Raw genomic sequence first — 19,795 nt, forward strand, 5'->3', positions numbered from 1 at the left:
CCATGGACCCTATTTTACTTGGTGTCAGTGACACCATTGAATCTGAATTTGACCAAGAAGTTTATAAAAACCTTTCTCCTTTAGAAAAATACCATTCCTTACTTTTTACATCGGTAGATAAACTCTTTGGATTCCTCGGAACAACCAGAGAAACACTCAAACCCTACCTCACCGATTTTGTTTCCGTAGAAGCTCAGTCTCTTGGCAGAGAGGGGTATGGGTTTACAATCAAAGATGCAAACGATATGGGGTTTGGGGGCCTTGCCTGCCATACGGTTGATCTTGGTGGGGCTAGTGTGGGTGGTGCCATCCAAACGGCACATACCATCGTAAAAGCAAATCCCTACGCTGTGGTGCTTGTCGCTGCCGCGGACATTCCGAAATCTGTTTTCAAACAAGTTTCCGACCTCAAACGATTAACAGCTACCGTATGCCATAAAGATTGGGAGATGCCTTATGGAGCAACCCTCATCGGCCTCTATTCTTTGTTATGTGAACGAATGATGTTTGATACGGGTGTGACATGTGAAGACTTAGAAGAAATCACAAAACATTTCCGTTCCTTAGCTGAGACCAATCCTCGTGCCTTTCAATACCAAAAACCAATGGTGGAAAAACAGTTAAAAAAACCACTTTCTGGGGTTTATAGCACACCGATGATTGCCATTGTCACAGACCATGGATTTGCTACCCTGATCACTTCTGAGGCCATGAAACAAAAGTTAATTGAAAACAAAGTGATCAAATCTGATGCAAAACACATTTATGTGATTGGTTCGGGTCATAGTGCCCATGCAGAATACCTCATCCAAAAAAAGGATTTAAAAAGCCCTGCGGGACTTGCATGTGAACGAGCAGTAGCATCGAGTGGGATCAGTCGCTCTGAAATTGAATATGCCTGGATTTATGATTGTTTTACAGGGATGATCATCCATGAAGCCTCATTGTACTTCGGAGTTTCTCCAAAAGAAATGGCAGGTGCCCTTCGCAAAGGAAAAATCTCCAATGGCACCAAAGAAATTCCCATCAATTTGGGTGGAGGGATTTTGAATTACCAAGCGGCGATGGCCATCTCCGGGGCAACGGGACTTGTCGATATCGCAAGTCAATATGGGCTTGCCGTAAATCCGATCCCTAATGTTCTCAGTGAACCACCTAAGGTGAGTTTGCTTGGAGGTAACGGTGGGATTGATAGCATCAATTCTGTGATTCTATTTGCCAAAGACAAAACTGAAAAAACACCGAAAGCACCCATCGACATGAAACCTTTAGAAGTAAATGTTCCAAGTCCCAAGGAGAAGGAAAAAGCCACCATTCTCTCTGCCACAACAATCTACTTCAATCCAGGTGGTGAAAAAAAACCTCCTTACCTCATTGTTTGTTCAACCAAAGACAATGGTGAGATGGTTCTTACAAACCTCTATGACAAAGAAGGAAAAGAGATTGTATCAAAGGATGGTTTGGAACTTGGAAAAACCAAAGTCGAATTCCAAATGATGGAAGGAAAAATCCAAGCAGTGGTATTGGGATAAAACAAAAGGATTTAACAAGAAAAAGTCACCACCTAACTTGATGGTGGCGACTTGAGTTTCATTATGGCTCGGAGAAAAAACCAGATACCAAACAAAGTTTCATCGCCTGGCTTCTCACCTAAAACTGTTTTAAAAACCGTAAATTCCCGGATTGGAAATAACGGATGTCGTGGATCCCGTAACGCATCATTACCAAACGGTCAAGCCCAAGTCCAAAGGCAAATCCTGTCCATTGTTTGGAATCAAGACCAGCAGATTCTAAGACATTGGGGTGGACAAGCCCACAAGGAAGCAGTTCCAACCATCCTGATTGTTTGCAAACACTACAACCATCTCCACTACAAACCAAACAATTGATGTCCAATTCAAAACCAGGTTCGACAAAGGGAAAGTATCCAGGGCGGAGTCTTGTTTTGATTTCCTTTCGGAACACTCTTGATAAAAGTGTTTCCATGGTGTAAATCAAGTGGGCAACCGAAATGTTTTCACCGACTACCATCCCTTCTACTTGGTAAAAAGTATTTTCATGGGAAGCGTCCACTTCTTCGTAACGGAACACACGTCCTGGCGCAATGATACGGAAAGGTGGTTTTAATTTTCGGAGAGCTCTAACTTGGATGGCAGAAGTGTGGGTTCTAAGCAGATTGCCATCGACCGTATAAAACGTATCTTGCATATCCCGTGCAGGGTGGTCATCCGTAAAGTTTAAGGCACCAAAATTGTTTTCATCCGTTTCCACTTCTGGGCCATCCATCACAGAAAAACCCATGGATGTAAAAATATCCTCTATCTCATATTGGATTTGGGAAATGGGATGCAAACTGCCTCTTTCTTTTTTAGGAAGCGGACGAAGGGAATCAAAAAATTCTTTTCCCAATTGGTTTTCATAAAAACTTTCTTTGAGCGATACTCGTTTGGCCTCTACAATGCTTTCGAGTTTCGTTTGTGCTTCGTTTGCTTGTTTTCCAATTGTCTTTTTTTCTTCAACTGATAAGGAGGCTAGACCCTTAAGAACAGAAGTGAGTTTCCCTTTTTTTCCAAGGAACTGGTTTTTCTCGGCATCTAACTCTTGTTCAGTTGTAACAACATTTAAAACGGACTCAGCCTCTTTGACTAAGGATTCAATTTCTTGGGATAGACTCATACTGATTCTCTTGTTTCCATTAAGGATTTTAATTCAGAATAAATCCCACCAAAAGCACCATTTGACATGGCAAGTATGATGAGTTTATCTTTTTTGTATTTAGGTAATATCTTTTTTAATAGAGAAGGAATGTCTTTGGGAGAGACCACATAAAATGATTCTTTTTTGGTATTCGTTTTGATGTCCTTTACCAATTTTTTTACATTGAGGCGTAGTGTTTTACTGACTTTGTCCACTTGGTAAACTTCTGTGACTACACTCACATCACTGCCTTTAAAACATTTAGCAAAATCATCTTGGAATACATTTCGGTGCGAAGTCGCACTCCTTGGCTCAAAAAGAGAAATGATTTTGTAACCCGGGTAAGCTTCCTTATGGGCTTTGATTGTTTCTTGGATGGCAACTGGGTGGTGGGCAAAGTCTTCTACAAGTAAACTGTTTTCGGAAACATACAGGTTTTCTTGCCTACGTTTCACACCAGGGAAGGATTCCACAGCTTCCAAAATTTCTTTTCGTTTTTGTGGAGCAATTTCTAGACAGACACGCACCGCAACTTCCGCATTACGATAGTTATGTGATCCAATGAGCGAAGGTTTGATTTTTGCCTTTGTGCGAATCTCAGTTAAAATACCTTTTTCATATTTAAAAATGGAATTTTTATCACCCAATTCAAAAGATTCTACAGGTGCATGTTGGTAGTCTTTTGTGATATCACTTAAATTTTTGGAACCTTTCCAGTAAAACACCTTACCCCGACCAGGAACTAAGTTTAACAGCCGTTTGAACATCACTTTGATCGCATCTAAATTGGCAAAAATATCCGCGTGATCAAAATCAAGTGCATTCATCACTAGGTAAAATGGCCGATAATGTAAAAACTTGGAACTTTTATCAAAGAAAGCAGAATCATATTCATCACCTTCAATGACAAAATAATCCCCCTCTCCAATGGCAAAGCCAGGGAAGCCATCCTTACGAATCCCACCCACAAAAAGTCCAGGTTTTAAACCAATCGATTCTAAAATCCAATGGGTGAGAAATGTGGTGGTGGTTTTGCCATGCGTTCCTGAAATCACAATTGGTTTTTTCCCTTTTAGGAAAAAATGGCCAATGGCTTCTGCCATACTCATGTATTCAATGCCTGTGTTTAATACTTCTTCTACTTCTGGGTTTCCTCTTGAGATGGCGTTGCCGATGATGACAAGGTCTGCCCCTTTCACGTTTTCTTTGCGATAACCAGATTTAGGTGAAAGCCCCCACTCTACCAATTTATCGGACATCGGTGGGTATAAATTTTGATCTGAACCAGATACGTCATGACCTTGTTGTTTGAGCATATACGCCAAATTGCCCATGGCAATTCCACCAATTCCTACCAAAAAAATCTTCAAAAGAGTACCGTCCTAACTAGGTTATAAAAAAACAAAGGAATTGAAAGTAGAACCAAAAAGAATAAAACCACTTTCATCAGAAAAAACAAAAAGTCTAGGGAACTCCAAGCCCTTCGAATGGATAAATAAAAATACGATAAATGTAATGAATATAAGAACCCGACAGCTAACATAAATAAGGGGATTGGTGCTGGGAAAATCCAAAAGATAGAAGTTGCTGTAAATGCCAAAAAGGAAATGATAAAAACATGTGGTTCTGGACCATCCCAATCTTTTGTTCGGTCTCGCATTTGGTGGTACATCCGAAAACTGTCGACAAGCCTAACTACAAAGTAAAATCCGAGATAAAAAAAGAATACGGTGCCAACACCTTGGGTGTAAGTGAGTTTTGTTTCTTCTTCAACAAAGGAAACTTTAAAAATCAATATTTGGATGCAGTTCCCTAGAAATTTGGCAAGTGGTGCAAGTAATGCCAATTGTAAATGGCATAACCATAAATCACGCCCACCCAAGTCTGATTTTTGAAAGTAGGATTCAAATGCAGACATAGGAGAATAAAATAAATCACGGATGAGTCCCGTCCGTTGTACGATGGTTGAAACTTTTTGCACCTTATTGGATTTTCTGGTTGGGGCGCTCGTATCGGGAAGCACTTTTCACTTTCATGACCGCATTCACTAAATTTTGGAAGGATTCTTCTTTCATCCATGTGATGGATTCATCAAAATGCGAAGGAAATTGGCGAACAACAGGGCGCCATTTACTCTCTGGCGATTCCCAAACGGGGAAAAAAGACAATTTGATTTTTGTGCCATTGGAAATGTTCACTTCCAAAATGGCCTCAGGGTTCACGTTTTCAGGAAGGGATGGAAACTGAGGTGCCCCTGCTTCATCAGGATAAAACTCAACCTTAAGCCCTTTCGCTACATTCTCCCATTGGTTTCCTACATCAGGTGGCAAAACAATTCGTTCCCCAGTTGTCCGACTCCAATTGTTGACATATACATTGTATTGGTTTTTTTTCGCTCGGTTTTCCACCTGCACGAGATTTCCTTGTCCCGAAAATTTTAGTTCTTCTATGAATCCTTCCGAAACAGAAATGTATGCCTTCTCCCGGAAATTGGTAACCGGTGTCCTAAATTTTTCAATGATGTATTGGTAAGGAGCGATGATCTCATTTTGAATTGCAACCGCGACTCTACCATCATCGGCACCAATTTTTTTTCCAAATAACAATTGTTTCTCGGAATCAAATTGTATTTCCTTTCCATTTTCTTTAGAAACAGTTAAAGAGGGAGAAAATTCATTTAAACAATATGTTTTTTTGATTTCGTCTGTTGCAGATTCAATGAGTTTTGTTTTGAGTACACTAATTTCAGAAAAACTATTTTTGACATTATAGTTTCCTTCGTACACCAAAACGTTTCCATTTTTTTCGGATGTGACTGTGAACAAAGCTGGAGCATTCCATCCTCTGGAAAGTTTTCGGAACACCATAGAGGAATCTGCAAAACTAGGAACCAAATTCCCACACCATTCTGGTTTAGGTGGGTTGTAACGAATCGCGTTCCAATCTTCTTTCCAATAATTGGTTTCCGAAATATTTTCTGGATGGTCCTCCATCAAATAGAAAAGCAGGAACAAACCCAAAAAAGCAATGATTACTAAAGTTAATTTTTGTTTCATACTTCTAACAAAGAATGTTTACGTCTGGCATACACAAAGTAAGAACCAACAGCTAAAATAAATCCAGGAAACAAAAAGACACCAATTGCCCAAGCAACTAACTTTTGGTTGTCGGACAATGTAATGGTATCCACTTCGTCTTTTTTCAACGGAATTTCTGCCACAATACTATCCTGGAAAAGTCCAGTGATGGATACCGTAGAGAATTGAGAGTTCATTACGTACGGAATGAACTGATCGGTAATCCAACTTGTTCCCGTATGTAAAATGATTTTTCCAGATTTTTCACCAGTGAGAGACATCGGTGATAAGACAGTGGACAGGATTTTACTTTCCTTTTTTTCGTTTGTATCCAACTTTCCATTTTTGTTTAGGTCTTGGTAGGCATCAAAACCTGATTCGAGTAAGGCCTCTGATTTCCAAACAAATGGTGTTGGAGCATTGGGTTCCGTCTCCAAATAACCGCTGTAAGGGAAAAGTATTCCCATATCCTTCTTTTGTAATAGGTCCGTCAGCCGATTGTCTGGGAATCGTTTTGCGACGATGAATCCAGGTTTTTCATCTCTTTCGATGAGTGGAGAAGCATTAAATTTTAAACCGGCAGATCGTAACAACCAACCAAAGTCCTCACTCCCTTTTGGTTCCATCGTGATAAGAACTTTCCCATTTTTTTCCAAAACATATTTGTTTAATTCTTCTCTTGCTTCCTTGGAAAAAGGAACTGTTGGCCCAAGGATCACAAGCATATCAGCATCTTCCGGTAATTTGGAAGGCCAACCTTGCGCAAATCCAAGTTCTGCCACTTTAAAGTTTAAAAACTGTAAGGAAGAGACAAACCGATTTACCTGTTCATTGGGAAGTGCCCGAAATGCCATTCCATACCGTTCGCCATTGGCAACAGTGAAATACACTTTTTTCTGATCTGTGGTGACATTGAGTAAAGCTGCAACTAACTTACGTTCTAAGTCCTCCAAATCTTTTGGTTCTTTGGCGATCACCCTTTCTTCTGCAAATGGAGTTGTGGAAGAGAGTAACGACTGTTTTTTAGAACGAACAAAAATCGTTCCATTCGAAACTTGTCCAAACTCTTTTAATAAATCAATTTCTACATCCGCATTGATGAACTGAACCGTAATGTGTGAATTTTCGGATTTGATTTGGTCGAGTAAAATTTCAATATCTGGTCGTACTCGAGTTAATGCAAAAGCTGCTAATTTGTCTCCATTGGCAGGTCCATCTGCTTCGAGAGGTCTTGGGTAAAAAGCAGTAATGGTAACATCTTGGGAAATGGGTTTGATTAAGTTTCTTGAAATTTGTGATAATGAAAATTTCCCTTGGCTACTCAAATCAAAGTTATAGTTTCGTTTGATCGCAAAATAATTTACCGCTACAAGGATCGGTAATACAAATAAAAACCCAAGCACTGCATTTTGTAACAAAGAACTTTTGGATTTTGCCAAATTACTTTGTGCTTCCAAAGAAGACTTACCAATCTCAAGTAAAATGATTTGTAACAAAAATACCAAAGAAAATAGAACCACACATAAAAGTAAAAATTCTCTGATTTTGGGAATGGCGCTCACTTCCTCGTTAAAACCTGCAACAGGTTTTAAATCTAAAAAGTCACGAAGGACTGAAAGTAAAAATGCGGTGATTCCAAAAATTGCAGCAATATAACGATTTTGGTCTTCTTTTCGGATTCCTTTGGAAAAAGCCCGGACAATTGTATCCGATGCTAAAAACAAAAACACAACACCCAAAAAAAGGATTTTTCTTTTGGGATCCCCCACCATTCCATCAAACAAGAAATAGGCGAAAAGGGAAACTAAACTAACAAATGGTAAAACTCTATCAGCAGATAATAACATGATTTAACCTCTCCATCTCCTGGATTCCAAGACCTTAACAGTTAAGTATAAAAATAGGAAAGTTCCACTTAAGAAAAAAACAATTCCTGTTAACGGTAACACACCTTTTGCAAAGGCAGCAAAGTGTGAAAAAATATGTAAATGGAATAATACTTTTCTCGTAGTTGCTTGGAAAAGATGAGAAAAATAACCAACCACCCAAAGTGTCAAAATGATAAGCACCGATATAAGGAGTGATATCATTTGGTTTTTTCCAAGACTGGAACCAAACATACCTATGGTGAAGGTAAAAACCCCAAGTAAAAAAACTCCAATGCTCCCAGAAGCAACCATATAAAATGGAGCTTTCCAGAATGTATACAATAGAAGTGGAAAAAGTCCGTTGATAAACACAGTGATGATACCACAAACTGTCACACCAAACATAAATTTGCCGAAAACGATTTCCAAATCTGTAATTGGTGAAGTGAACAGAAGCTCCAGTGTTCCTTTATTTTTTTCTTCCACAATGGAACCCATAGAAATGATCACCATAGCAATGAGAATGGTTGTCATAAACGAGATAAAGGTGATGTAGGTTGCGATTTCATAATTGGCAGTGCCATTAAAATTGAGGATCATCACAAACAGTGCATTTAAAAATGCTGTCCCACCAAGCACAAGTGGCCCCATATATGTCCCAAAAAATAATCGTAATTCTTTTTTATAGATCCAAACAGCCGATTGCCAGTTCATATTTTCTCCATAAAAATCTGTTCGAGTGACACTTCTTGTTTTTTTAATGATTCAATTTGAATCCCTGAAGACAAAGCCTTTGAAAATAAGGATTCTTTGAATTGTTTCGGATTTGATGTTCTAACTAAAAATTGTTCTTCTTCTTTATTTGTTCCCAGTTCGGTAACCGTATCATTTCCAGAAAGAACTGTTTTCATAAATTGGTTCAATTCCTCTTTTGGTTTGCCAGAAAGTCCAACTTCCCAACCTGCAAGTCGGTTCATCTCCTCTTCCAAACGTGACAAAGTGAGTTCTTGTTTCAAACTTCCCTTGTGGATGAATAAAAATTTATCACAGGTTTTATAAATCTCAGTGAGGATATGGCTTGAGATGAGAACCGTATGATTTCCCGCCAAACTTCGGATAAGGCTTCTGATTTCGACAATTTGTTTTGGATCAAGTCCAGAGATGGGTTCGTCCATAATCACAATTTCAGGATCACCCAAAATGGCCTGCGCAATTCCCACACGTTTGCGATACCCAAGGGATAAGGTTCCTATGAGTTTATCTTTCACATGAGTGAGATTTGTTTTTTCAATCACCTTATCCATTTCTGAATTTAGTTTAGAGGCTTCAATTTTTTTGATACGACCCACAAATTGAAGGTATTCGGATATTGTCATATCCTCATAAAGTGGAGGTGTTTCTGGTAAGTATCCGATCTTTTGTTTTGCTTCCAATGGAAAATCAAAGATCGACTTTCCATCGATGGAAGCATCACCCGCACTTGGGATCAAATACCCAGTGAGGATGCGAATGGTGGTGGTTTTTCCCGCCCCATTTAGGCCAAGCAGGCCCACGATCTCACCTTTTTCTAATTTAAAATTGAGCCCTGAGATGGCTCGTTTTTCGCCGTAAAATTTGGATAAATTGCTGACTTGTATCATAACTTTGGTTTAGTTTTCGTATACCTGCACCTATGAATGAATTTCTAGAAAAAATCAAAAGCTTTTTCAAGGATGAAGAGAGCTTTTTTGATGCAAAGCAACTTCTCAGCCAAAATTGGCACAATTTTGTCCCCCAATACTTTGACAAAATCCTAGAAACACGTTCGAATGCGGTGTATGTATTAGACAAGGACGGAAATTACACCTATGTCAATGCAAAAGCTGTGGAAATGGCAGGGAAATCCGCAGAAGAAATGTTAGGGCAGAACATTTGGAATTTATTTCCAGTTTTGAAATCCATCGAATTTGGAACCCAATTATCAGAAGCCATCAAAGAAAAAAAAACCTTTCGATCCGAAGAAACCTACTTTGAAACTTTGGGTTGGTATGATATGCAAGTGTTCCCACAAGAAAACTTTACCATCATCATTGCAACCGAAGTGACAAATCAAAAAAATGCAAAAGATGAATTTAGCCAAATCATCACCAAAAACAAAACCATTTTGAATGCGCTTCCTGATTCTTTGTATGGCATCCACAGAAATGGACAAACCATCAATCACAAAGAATTCCCTCATTTTACTGGTTGGGACTGCAAAAATAAAGACACTAACCTTCGTTATTCAGACATAAAAGAAATTTTCCCTGAAAATAAATTAGAGGAAGTTCATGCAATCCTAAGACAAGTGATCGATTTGGGAGTGAGTAAATCTGTAGAATATTCCATCCACGATTCAGATGGGGAAAAATATTTTGAAGCAAGGTTTACAAAAGCAGGTGATGAGGATGCACTTGCAATCATTCGGAATATCACAGAACGAAAAAAAGCAGAAGCCCTAAAAAATGAATTCATCAGTTTGGTGAGCCATGAACTCCGAACCCCACTCACATCGATTAAAGGATCCATTGATTTATTGCTTGCTGGTGTTGCCGGTGAAGTTTCCAACCAAACCAAATCTTTACTCAATATTTGCCGAAAGAATACCCAAAGGTTAGTTCGCTTTGTGACTGACCTACTTGATATCGAAGCATTGGATTCAGGGAACATTAACTTTAAGTTCAGAACCTACCAACTGAAGGAAATCCTACAGACTTCCGTGGATGGAATGCGAACCTTTGCTGAACAATACCATGTGCTTTTAAATTTTGATTCCAATTTCCCACAAACAAGTGTTTATGTAGATGAAGATCGTTTGAACCACTGCATTACAAATTTGATTTCCAATGCAGTGAAGTACACTCCGAAGTTTTCGGAAGTATCCATCTCTGTCCAAACCGATGAAACCAAAACAAAAATTCTGATTAGAGACAATGGGCCAGGAATTGATCCCAATTTTGCACCAAGGCTTTTTCACAGGTTTGCACAAGGAGCACCTCCCAAGGACAAACTTGTAGGAGGATCGGGGCTTGGTCTTTCGATCACAAAAGGTTTTGTGGAAGCGATGAATGGTAAAATTTACTTTTTTTCTGATGATACTGGCACTGTTTTTACCATTGAATTGCCCATAAACAAACCCGGGCAAATTCCAATTGGGATGAACCAATGACGGCACCTACTTTAAAACATGTGTTAATTGTGGAAGATGAAGAAGACATCGTTGAAATCTTAAGGATTGCTCTAGCATTTAACTCAAGTTATGAGGTCAGTTTTGCAAAAACTGGTCCAGAGGGATTACAAAAGGCAATCATCCTACAACCCGATTTGATCCTTTTGGACGTTCTGATGCCAGGTATGAATGGGATGGAACTCATTGAAGAGTTAAAAATTTTTCCAGAAACCAAGGAAATTCCTGTGGCATTTATCACATCACGCGTGTTAAAGAATGAAATCTTGGAATACCAAAAAAGAGGGGGCATTGGTGTCATTGAAAAACCCTTTGCCCCTCTTGAAATCTCTGAAAAAATCCAAACCCTATGGGAAGATTTTCACAATCGATAAAATTTCGTGTTTTATTTCTCTTGGAATCCGGCCAAAATTTCATCTTGGCGGCCCATTAGTTTGACAGATAACCTGGGTCCCACCTCACACACGATACGCGAGGCAACATAATTCCCCCATCGTGCCGCTTTTTGTGCGGAATAACCTTGGGTCAGTCCATACAGTACTCCAGCAGCGAAGGCATCCCCAGCACCAGTTGTATCAATTGGTTTTACGGGGAATCCAGGAACAAGAGTAATTTTGCCATTTTCGGCAACATAGGCTCCCTCTTTCCCAGCTGTCATAAAGACCAAAGGACAGAGTTTGGATACAAATTGTACTGCTTCTTCTGGTGTTTTTGCTCCACTTAAAGCAAGTCCTTCTTCTGTATTACAAAAAACTACATCAACGTATTCTTTTGTTAGGTGGATGAATTCGTCTCTGGAACGATTCACACAAAACGGATCACTATAAGTAAAGGATACTTTAATTTTGTTTTCTTTCGCAAGTTTCATGGTAAGTTCACTTGCTTTTTTAGTGGAGTCACCATCCCACAAATACCCTTCCACATAAACAAACTTACTTTTTTTTAAGTTTTCAACATCGATATCATTTGGTCCAAGAGATGTAGAGATTGCAAGATTCGTGAGCATCGTACGTTCTGCATCGGGTGTGGTGAGTACGACACAAGTTCCTGTATGACCAGCTTTGTCAGGAGTTGTTTCAAATAATACACCAGCATCTTCCATATCTTTTTTATAAAACTCACCATAGGTGTCGTGAGTGACTTTGCCCGTGTAACAACAGGTTCCACCAGAATTGGCAATGGCGATCATCGTGTTTGCGGCACTCCCGCCAGACCTAAGTTCCTTTTTTTCATCATGAAGGTCGGCAAGAATTTGACCTTGTCTCGATTCGTCAACTAGGGTCATCACACCTTTGGTGATATTTTGTTTTTCTAAAAATTTGGGATCAATGAAGGCAATGATATCTACCAGGGCGTTCCCTACGCCAAATACGTCGTAATGTCTCATGATACCAATGCTTTTTTCCTTTAGGGAATTGACACTCAATTTTCCTATTCCAGTTTGACAAGGTACCGAGAAAAAACGACTTCATGGTTTCCCAATTCAAATTCTTTTTCCTTATTGGTTTCTTGTTCGGACCAAATCTCCTCTTTTCACAAGTGACCCCACAAAAAGAACCAGAAGCTGTTGAAATCAAAGCGAATGTTGAATCCTCGACTAAAAATACAAATTTTAGCAAAAACCCAACAGGTTTCCAAAAAGAAATCAATTTGGATCAATCAAACACTCGCTATACGAGCCTTCCTGATGTACTCAGCAGAGAAGCGGGTGTCAGAGTGCGCCAATTTGGTGGACTCGGTTCTTATTCCACACTTTCCCTTCGAGGAACAAACCCCAATCAATCCAAAATTTATTGGAATGGAGTCCCTATAAATAATTCGTTAGGTGGTGAGATCAATTTAGCTGATTTACCATTTGATAATTTAGAAAAAATTGAGATTTACAAATCAGGGACACCAGCAGGTTTTTCGGGATCTGCCATTGGTGGTAGCATCAATTTAGTTTCCAAAACCAAAATTGATCATCCTATCACTCGTGTGAATTTAATGGGAGGAAGTTTTAAAACGGCAAAAGCTACCGTTACCCATATGGACCAGTTTTCAAGTGGTTCTTATTTTCTCCAGGCTCTGCAAGAAACTTCAGACCAAAATTTCACCTATCTCAATAACAAAGGAACTGTATTATTTAATACGTATGATGATACGATAGATGAAAGGAGGAATGCACAGTTTCGTAAAACTGGATTTACAGGGAATCTTTCCCTTGTTTTAGACAAAACAAAAATCAATTTATTAAATGATTACATCCATCGCAAACAAGGTTTACCTGGTCCTGGTAACAGGCAAACCACATCTGTAGGCAGAGTGTTTAGTAAACTGTCTTCAGCCATCACCACAGAAACCAATGAATTTTTATTTACCAACTTAACCTTAGAAACCAAAACCTATGGGAATTTTGCAAAGGATGATTTATTTGATCCAAAATCGGAGTTCAGTTTTGGAACACCCAATGCCTATACAAAAACTAACCAGTATGGCTTTCAATTATCACCCACATTGTACTTGTTAGAGTATTACCAAGTCCTTAGAGCTTCGGTCCAAACGGAACAAGAATTTTTCACACGCTACGAAAAACGGGCCAATCATGAAACCGAAAGGAAAGAACCAAAAAAAAGGAGGGATACTCAAAGTTTTACATTCCAAGACGAAATACGCCTTTTTTCCAATCGATTGTTCCTTGTCCCTCAAATACGATTTGAACGTTACACGGACCGATTTGGAAAAGATGAAACAAGTATACGAAACCAATTACTCGATCCTCTGACAGATGTTTTTTACGTAAGACAAAATTTCACCAATCCAAGTTTTGGATTAAAAATCGTATGGGTCAAAAAAGAAAATTTAGAATTTGGATCTTTGGCCAATATCAGTAAAGATTTTCGAATTCCAAGTTTTTTGGAGTTATTTGGAGAAAGAGGTAGCATTGTTGGGAATACGACATTAAAACCAGAACAAAGTAGAAATGGAGACATCGGTTTTTATTTTAATACAAAACCAAATTCCAATTGGAAAATCCAATCCGATATCTCTTATTTCCAGAAACGTATTTATGACATGATTTTATTTTTGCCAAATTCCCAATTCACTTTAAGGCCTGAAAATGTTGACCAAGCTTTGATCAGAGGAGTGGAAACAAACCAAAATTTAATTTGGAATCAAGGTGTAAAATTTAACTTCAATTACACCTACCAAGATGCAAGGAATTACTCCGAATCACCAGCGTTAAACGGCAAATTCCTTCCCCTCCGTTCCAAAAGCCAAGGAAGTGCCTTACTTGCCTTTTTTAACGAATCATCTGAAATTGGAATTGAATACCAATACATTGGAGCCAATTTCCGTGACCGAACCAATGAATATTTGGGATATTTGCCTGCTCGCCAATTCTGGAACCTCTACATCCAATACTCGCCATACAAAAATAAAGAAACGGGAAATGAATTGATTTTAGGTTTCGAAGTCCGTAACCTAACAGACAAACGAGTGGAAGATTTGGTGGGATACCCTTTACCAGGTAGAAGTTATTATCTAACAGGGAGTTATCGATTCTAATGGAAAAAAATCTAGCAAACAGACTCCTTCATCTTGCATTCGAAAATGGAATGACCAAATATAAAAGTCCTCATCATACGATTTTATTTTTAATTCTCTTGGTTTTCCAATGTAGCCAATTGGAAATTGAAAAACCTAGTTTGTTCCAATTTTTATTTTTATCAGCCTCACCTACTTCTGTGGGTGTAGTCACTTCTGACTTTGCCAGCGGAGGAAGGTTTAAAACCTTTGAACCCAATTCATTCACAACATTCCCGACATCCATACCCATCCATTCTGATGCTGTTGGTCGTTATTCCAATGACCGAGTTTTTATTGTCAATCGTCTCAATCGGGATTCCATCCAAGTTTTAAATCCACAACTGGGTTTTTTCACCGAACAAGAGTTTAGTGTCGGACAAGGGAAAAATCCACAAGACATCGCAGTCTGGAATGATAAATACTTTATCAGTTTGTACAATGCGGATGAACTAACTATTCATAGTCGGACGTCTGGTGCAAAAGTTGGATCTGTGTCATTTGTTTCCCTTAAAGAAACATTTTCCACTTCAGGAATTCCAGACTCATCTGTAGAAGCATCTTATATGGCACAAGATGGTTCAAGTTTGTTTGTTTTATTACAAAGGCTTGATCGAAACGATGTTTCGGGGTATTTGCCACCTAACTCTGATTCCTACTTGGTAGAAGTAGATATGGATTTGAACCAAATCAGAGCTGTCTATACCTTGCCTTATCGTAACCCAAGTAGTAAAATCCAAAAGGTAATATTGTTTGGAGAACCACATTTGGTATTTTCATGTGTGGGGAGAGTTGGATTTATTTCTCAAATTGATGCTGGCATCATTGCTTTTCGATTGAGCACTAGACAATTTCATCCGGAACGGTTGTATGCAGAACAGGTAGCAGGTGGAGACATCTTATCCTTTCAGATTAAAAATGAAGAATTTGGATATGCATCTGTACTTGATGCAGGATTCAACAAAACCATCCAAGTGTTTCGCCCTCGCACCGGTGAAAAATTAGGAACCTTATTACAAATTCCAGGAAATATAGGAATCAGTTTATCGGGACTATTACTTACAAACGAAGGGAAATTACTTGTAGGTTCTACCGATTTTTCAAGGCCAGGAATTTATGTTTTTGATACAAGTATTGGAAACGTTTTGTTAAATCCAATTCCTAGTTCTGTAGAACTAACTCCTTTTGATATCTTCCAGTTGCAAAATCTTCCCTAATTTTCAAAATGGAAAAAGACAGGGGAATCTAATTTATGTTAACGCTTAAAAAACATCCACAAGGCCCACTAGCCAAACAAGTTTTACTTCTCGTATTAGATGGTGTTGGTTACACAGAAAAAGGATTTGAAAACGGCAATGCTGTAGCAAAAGCCAATATGCCTATTCTAAAAGGTTTATGGAAAAACCATCCCACTGTTTTATTAAAAGCACATGGAACTGCCGTTGGGATGCCAAGTGACGAAGACATGGGTAACTCTGAGGTCGGTCATAATGTTTTGGGTTCTGGTCGAATTTTTGACCAAGGTGCAAAACTGGTTTCTCAATCCATCGAAAACGGCTCTTTATTCCAAGGACCAATCTGGAAAAAATTGGTTTCTAATTGTTTATCCAACCAATCCACTTTTCATTTACTTGGACTTTTTTCTGATGGAAATGTCCATAGTCATATCGATCATCTAAAAGCCCTCATCGACAATGCCATCAAAGAAAATATCAAAAAAATCAGATTACACATCTTACTTGATGGACGTGATGTTCCCGAAAAATCAGCGTTAGACTATCTAATTCCTTTCGAAACGTATTTGGATTCTCATAGAAAAGCAGGCATTGATATTTTCATCGCATCTGGCGGTGGTAGAATGGAATTAACTATGGATCGTTATGATGCCGATTGGTCCATGGTTGAAAGAGGTTGGAACCACCATGTGGAAGGGGAAGGTAGGATTTTTCATTCCGCAAAAGAAGCGATTGAAACATTTAGAAAAGAAAACCCATCTGTCATTGACCAATACTTACCTGGGTTTGTGATTGGAGACCAAACTGGAAATCCTGTCGGTAAAGTATTAGATAATGACTCTGTTGTGTTTTTTAACTTCAGAGGGGATCGTGCCATTGAAATCTCAAGAGCATTCACAGAAGAAAACCTAACAACATTTAATCGCAATCGTTTCCCAAAAATTGAATTTGCAGGAATGATGCAATACGATGGAGATCTTTTTATCCCCAAACAATACTTAGTTGCTCCTCCTGCCATCGATCGGACAATGGGTGAATACTTCGCCAATGAAGGGATTGCCCAATACGCGCTTTCCGAAACCCAAAAGTTTGGACATGTTACCTTTTTTTGGAATGGAAACAGATCTGGATATTTCAATCAAACGATTGAAACCTATGAAGAAGTAAAGTCAGACATCATTCCCTTCGATCAAAAACCAGAAATGAAGGCAAAAGAAATCACTGACAACTTGGTATTAGCTTTAACATCACACAAATATCCATTCCTTCGAGTCAATTATGCTAACGGAGATATGGTGGGGCATACCGGGAATATGGATGCTACTGTTAAGGGCTTGGAATATTTGGATCTTTGTTTGGATCGGATCAAAAAAATCTGTGACGAAACAAATACCGTTCTTTGTATCACTGCTGATCATGGTAATGCCGACGAAATGTACCAATTGGATAAAAAGGGAAATGCACAAACGGCAAAAGATGGAAAACCGGTTCCCAAAACAAGTCACACACTCAATCCCGTACAATTTGTACTCTATGATCCGAAAAGAAAAATCCAGCTGAATTCTAAGCTAGAGGGCATTGGACTTGCAAATGTGGCGGCCACAATGATGGATTTATTAGGTTTTGAAGCTCCAGAAGGATACCATCCAAGTCTAATCAATAGAAATTAATTGTTACGAATTGTATGATGTATCGGATCTTGATTTTCCTTCTGTTCAGTTTGTTTTTTGCCAACTGTTCAGAAGATGAAATTGGTTCCTTTTCAGAAGAAACCAAAGAAAAAATCCGAAAAAAAATCAAACAAGAAGGTTTCCAAGGTGTTGTCCTCATCTCTCAGGATGATACCGTTTTATTTAGGGAAACCATTTACTCTGGAAAACAGAAAAAACGTTCCCAACTTTACAAAAAACACAATTTCCCTCTGGGGGAGTCGTCCAAACTTTTTACAACATTTCTCATTCACAAACTTGTGGAAAAGAAACAATTATCTCTTACGGATCCTGTCAAAAACCATATCAAATGGTTTCCTCATTCCAAAACCACCATCGAACATTTGTTAAGGCATACTTCAGGTTTACCAAAAATCATTGAATTTTTGCCAAATTTTGATTCTGAAAAATCCAATTACAAACGAGAGGATATCAAAAAATCCTTCATAGAATCCAATCTAAAACCAAATTTTTCACCGGGAGAATATTGGAAGTACAGCCGATTGGATTATTTGTTTTTGGCCTATACCATTGAAGCTGTGACTTCCAAACCCTATTCCACGGTTGTGAACGAAGAAATATTCCAACCACTTGGGATGAAACATTCTTCCGTTGATGCAAATGAAATTTTACTCGGAAACAGTGGAATTTTAAGTACACCCGAAGACTTATTACTTTTCGTAGAATCCATTCGCAAAACAAAACAAATTTCAACAGACTCAAAAAATTCCATTCTCAAAAAATCTGTGTTAACCGATGCGATCGCCGAAGATCCAATTTCTTTTGGAGAAGGAGTTTATGTTGGTGATTATTTTTATTGGACCTATGGTAAAAAAAAGGGAATTTCTAATTTTCTTTACCATGATTTAAAAAGTAGAATTTTTATCTCGGTTGTAAGTCCCTATGGAGTGAGTAAAGGTGATCTTTCTTCTATAAAATCTACACTTACCGAAATCATTTTCAGTGCTAAAAAACTGAATCTAAAAAAGAAAACAGGTTCCCCAAACGAAATCTACATTGAAGACCTTATGAAAGAAGAAAAGGTTCCTTCTTTAGGGATCGCCGTATTTAAAAATTATACATTGAGTTGGAAAAAAATGTATGGGACAAAATCACAACAAACTCTGTTTCGAGCAGGTTCTTTATCCAAAACAATGACAGCAACGGCTACCTTACGATTGGTAGAGACTGGTCAACTTGACTTATACTCTAATTGGATTGGAAAACTCAAACAGTACAAAGTGTCCGTACCCAAAGGTAAAAAAAGAAGTTTGGTGAATTTGGATTTGTTATTATCTCATACCAGTGGGCTCACAGAAAAAGGGAATTGGGATGATCCAATCAACTCTGGAAAAAAACATCTAAAAGATTTAAAAGATACAAATACTTCCAAAGGGAATGGATTAAAATTATACTACAAACCAGGAACGAAATCACGATACTCCGGTGGAGGGTATAGCATCGTCCAAGAAATCCTTACAGAACGTACGGGAAAACCATTCCCCACTCTAATGGAAGAAACTGTTTTCCAACCACTACAAATGAAACGAAGTACATTCCGGCAGAATTTAAAAGAAACAAATGATCGTTGTGATGGTTATGATGAACTAGGAAATCTTTTACCTGAAAAAATTTTCGTAACACCTGAACTTTCCTCAGGAGGGCTTTGGACAACACCAGAAGAAGTGGGCATTGTGTTCAATGAGGTGGCCAAAGCAAAACAAGGACGTTCTGAATTTTTAAGTAAAGAATCAGCCGAATACCTACTCTCACCAAAGATGAGTGCGGCCAGTTTAACGGTGCATGCACTGGTGGCCCACGGTTTCTTTTTGAACCGCACCGGGAAAACGGAGTATTTTTTCCACGGGGGGCATACAAAGGGACATAAGTCGCTCGCCATCTTCAATGCCGAAAAAGGGTATGGGGTGGTCATTATGACCAATTCGGAAAATGGATCCAAACTGATTTGGCGGATTTTACGAAACATTTCCGTTGATGAAAAATGGGATAAGTTTGTGAATTAAACTATTGACCAATTCAAAAAACTAGCTATTCTCTAAGCGATTCGATGGAATATACGGAATCTAAATCTAACGGGATTGTCGTCCTGAAACTTTTCGGCAACTTAGACATGTTAAATGCCGGCATTTTAAAGGAAAGGATCAAAGAATCTGCGTCCCAATCCGAACATCGATTTATTTTCGACTTGGAAGGTGTGAGTTTTATCGACTCCTCTGGATTTGGGCTCATCATGTCTCTTAATGACAAACTAACAGAATTAGGTGGAGGATTACGAATTGTAAACGTATCCAAAACGATTCGTCAAATCTTTCGAATTTCAAAAATTTCTTCTGTCATCCAAATCTTTGAATCCACAGAAGAAGCCATTCAATCTTTCAATCCTTAATTTCAAATTTAAAACTTAGTACACATCATT

Annotated in this window: 16 protein-coding genes; 8 read left to right on the plus strand and 8 right to left on the minus strand. The window is 38.6% G+C overall.

The window, feature by feature from the left end; translation table 11 throughout:
* The first annotated feature begins 2 nt into the window (after positions 1-2).
* Positions 3-1,532, plus strand: coding sequence for a thiolase family protein (locus EHQ62_RS10570; protein WP_135642622.1), 1,530 nt, complete (start codon positions 3-5; stop codon positions 1,530-1,532).
* 118 nt (positions 1,533-1,650) lie between these two features.
* Here EHQ62_RS10570 and pheS read toward each other — a convergent pair whose 3' ends face one another.
* Genes pheS through EHQ62_RS10605 form a run of 7 tightly spaced genes read right to left on the minus strand, consistent with a single transcriptional unit; the run spans position 1,651 to position 9,282 of the window.
* Positions 1,651-2,676, minus strand: coding sequence for a phenylalanine--tRNA ligase subunit alpha (pheS, locus tag EHQ62_RS10575; protein WP_135642624.1), 1,026 nt, complete (start codon positions 2,674-2,676; stop codon positions 1,651-1,653).
* On the minus strand, positions 2,673-4,067 hold the full coding sequence (locus EHQ62_RS10580) for a UDP-N-acetylmuramate--L-alanine ligase (protein ID WP_135642626.1): 1,395 nt from the start codon (positions 4,065-4,067) through the stop codon (positions 2,673-2,675). The genes pheS and EHQ62_RS10580 overlap by 4 nt, the downstream gene beginning before the upstream one ends.
* A complete protein-coding gene (locus EHQ62_RS10585; protein WP_135642627.1) occupies positions 4,064-4,678 on the minus strand; it encodes a hypothetical protein in 615 nt (204 codons plus the stop codon). The genes EHQ62_RS10580 and EHQ62_RS10585 overlap by 4 nt, the downstream gene beginning before the upstream one ends.
* Before the next feature lies 1 nt (position 4,679).
* Positions 4,680-5,753 carry a hypothetical protein gene (locus EHQ62_RS10590; RefSeq protein ID WP_135642629.1) on the minus strand — a complete coding sequence of 358 codons (1,074 nt, stop codon included), beginning with the start codon at positions 5,751-5,753 and terminating at the stop codon, positions 4,680-4,682.
* Positions 5,750-7,621, minus strand: coding sequence for a motility-associated ABC transporter substrate-binding family protein (locus EHQ62_RS10595; RefSeq protein ID WP_135642631.1), 1,872 nt, complete (start codon positions 7,619-7,621; stop codon positions 5,750-5,752). Before EHQ62_RS10595 ends, EHQ62_RS10590 begins: the two co-directional genes overlap by 4 nt.
* A 3-nt stretch (positions 7,622-7,624) precedes the next feature.
* Positions 7,625-8,356: an ABC transporter permease gene (locus EHQ62_RS10600; RefSeq protein ID WP_135642633.1), complete on the minus strand. Its 732-nt coding sequence runs from the start codon at positions 8,354-8,356 to the stop codon at positions 7,625-7,627.
* Entirely contained in the window at positions 8,353-9,282 is a 930-nt protein-coding gene (locus EHQ62_RS10605) for an ABC transporter ATP-binding protein (RefSeq protein ID WP_135642635.1), read from the minus strand. The genes EHQ62_RS10600 and EHQ62_RS10605 overlap by 4 nt, the downstream gene beginning before the upstream one ends.
* A gap of 32 nt (positions 9,283-9,314) precedes the next feature.
* Here EHQ62_RS10605 and EHQ62_RS10610 point away from each other — a divergent pair, with 32 nt between their 5' ends.
* Together EHQ62_RS10610 and EHQ62_RS10615 are read left to right on the plus strand one after the other, a co-directional pair.
* Positions 9,315-10,829: a PAS domain-containing sensor histidine kinase gene (locus EHQ62_RS10610; RefSeq protein WP_135642637.1), complete on the plus strand. Its 1,515-nt coding sequence runs from the start codon at positions 9,315-9,317 to the stop codon at positions 10,827-10,829.
* Positions 10,826-11,221, plus strand: a complete 396-nt coding sequence (locus tag EHQ62_RS10615; protein ID WP_135642639.1) for a response regulator — start codon at positions 10,826-10,828, stop codon at positions 11,219-11,221. Before EHQ62_RS10610 ends, EHQ62_RS10615 begins: the two co-directional genes overlap by 4 nt.
* An 11-nt stretch (positions 11,222-11,232) precedes the next feature.
* Here EHQ62_RS10615 and EHQ62_RS10620 read toward each other — a convergent pair whose 3' ends face one another.
* A complete protein-coding gene (locus EHQ62_RS10620; RefSeq protein WP_167482868.1) occupies positions 11,233-12,234 on the minus strand; it encodes an adenosine kinase in 1,002 nt (333 codons plus the stop codon).
* A gap of 83 nt (positions 12,235-12,317) precedes the next feature.
* Between EHQ62_RS10620 and EHQ62_RS10625 the strand changes: the two genes are divergently transcribed.
* Genes EHQ62_RS10625 through EHQ62_RS10645 form a run of 5 tightly spaced genes read left to right on the plus strand, consistent with a single transcriptional unit; the run spans position 12,318 to position 19,765 of the window.
* Complete coding sequence (locus EHQ62_RS10625) at positions 12,318-14,396, plus strand: TonB-dependent receptor plug domain-containing protein (RefSeq protein WP_135642641.1); 2,079 nt, start codon at positions 12,318-12,320, stop codon at positions 14,394-14,396.
* 50 nt (positions 14,397-14,446) lie between these two features.
* Positions 14,447-15,631: a hypothetical protein gene (locus EHQ62_RS10630; protein ID WP_135642643.1), complete on the plus strand. Its 1,185-nt coding sequence runs from the start codon at positions 14,447-14,449 to the stop codon at positions 15,629-15,631.
* A gap of 35 nt (positions 15,632-15,666) precedes the next feature.
* Positions 15,667-17,319 (plus strand): 2,3-bisphosphoglycerate-independent phosphoglycerate mutase, encoded by a 1,653-nt coding sequence (gene gpmI, locus EHQ62_RS10635; protein WP_135642645.1) that lies wholly within the window; start codon positions 15,667-15,669, stop codon positions 17,317-17,319.
* Between the two features lie 14 nt (positions 17,320-17,333).
* The gene (locus EHQ62_RS10640; RefSeq protein WP_135642647.1) at positions 17,334-19,382 is read left to right on the plus strand and encodes a serine hydrolase domain-containing protein; all 2,049 of its coding nucleotides are present in this window, start codon (positions 17,334-17,336) and stop codon (positions 19,380-19,382) included.
* 44 nt (positions 19,383-19,426) lie between these two features.
* Positions 19,427-19,765, plus strand: a complete 339-nt coding sequence (locus tag EHQ62_RS10645) for an STAS domain-containing protein (protein ID WP_135642649.1) — start codon at positions 19,427-19,429, stop codon at positions 19,763-19,765.
* Positions 19,766-19,795 lie beyond the last annotated feature (30 nt).

Source organism: Leptospira jelokensis, assembly GCF_004769635.1.
Classification (GTDB): Bacteria; Spirochaetota; Leptospiria; order Leptospirales; family Leptospiraceae; genus Leptospira_A; species Leptospira_A jelokensis.

Bases quoted from the DNA above. Each gene is read 5' to 3' on its own strand.
- EHQ62_RS10595 (WP_135642631.1), bottom strand. From the start codon at position 7,621: ATGTTATTATCTGCTGATAGAGTTTTACCATTTGTTAGTTTAGTTTCC.
- EHQ62_RS10620 (WP_167482868.1), bottom strand. From the start codon at position 12,234: ATGAGACATTACGACGTATTTGGCGTAGGGAACGCCCTGGTAGATATC.
- gpmI (WP_135642645.1), top strand. From the start codon at position 15,667: ATGTTAACGCTTAAAAAACATCCACAAGGCCCACTAGCCAAACAAGTT.
- EHQ62_RS10645 (WP_135642649.1), top strand. From the start codon at position 19,427: ATGGAATATACGGAATCTAAATCTAACGGGATTGTCGTCCTGAAACTT.
- EHQ62_RS10605 (WP_135642635.1), bottom strand. From the start codon at position 9,282: ATGATACAAGTCAGCAATTTATCCAAATTTTACGGCGAAAAACGAGCC.
- pheS (WP_135642624.1), bottom strand. From the start codon at position 2,676: ATGAGTCTATCCCAAGAAATTGAATCCTTAGTCAAAGAGGCTGAGTCC.
- EHQ62_RS10590 (WP_135642629.1), bottom strand. From the start codon at position 5,753: ATGAAACAAAAATTAACTTTAGTAATCATTGCTTTTTTGGGTTTGTTC.
- EHQ62_RS10610 (WP_135642637.1), top strand. From the start codon at position 9,315: ATGAATGAATTTCTAGAAAAAATCAAAAGCTTTTTCAAGGATGAAGAG.
- EHQ62_RS10570 (WP_135642622.1), top strand. From the start codon at position 3: ATGGACCCTATTTTACTTGGTGTCAGTGACACCATTGAATCTGAATTT.
- EHQ62_RS10600 (WP_135642633.1), bottom strand. From the start codon at position 8,356: ATGAACTGGCAATCGGCTGTTTGGATCTATAAAAAAGAATTACGATTA.
- EHQ62_RS10615 (WP_135642639.1), top strand. From the start codon at position 10,826: ATGACGGCACCTACTTTAAAACATGTGTTAATTGTGGAAGATGAAGAA.
- EHQ62_RS10630 (WP_135642643.1), top strand. From the start codon at position 14,447: ATGACCAAATATAAAAGTCCTCATCATACGATTTTATTTTTAATTCTC.
- EHQ62_RS10640 (WP_135642647.1), top strand. From the start codon at position 17,334: ATGATGTATCGGATCTTGATTTTCCTTCTGTTCAGTTTGTTTTTTGCC.
- EHQ62_RS10625 (WP_135642641.1), top strand. From the start codon at position 12,318: ATGGTTTCCCAATTCAAATTCTTTTTCCTTATTGGTTTCTTGTTCGGA.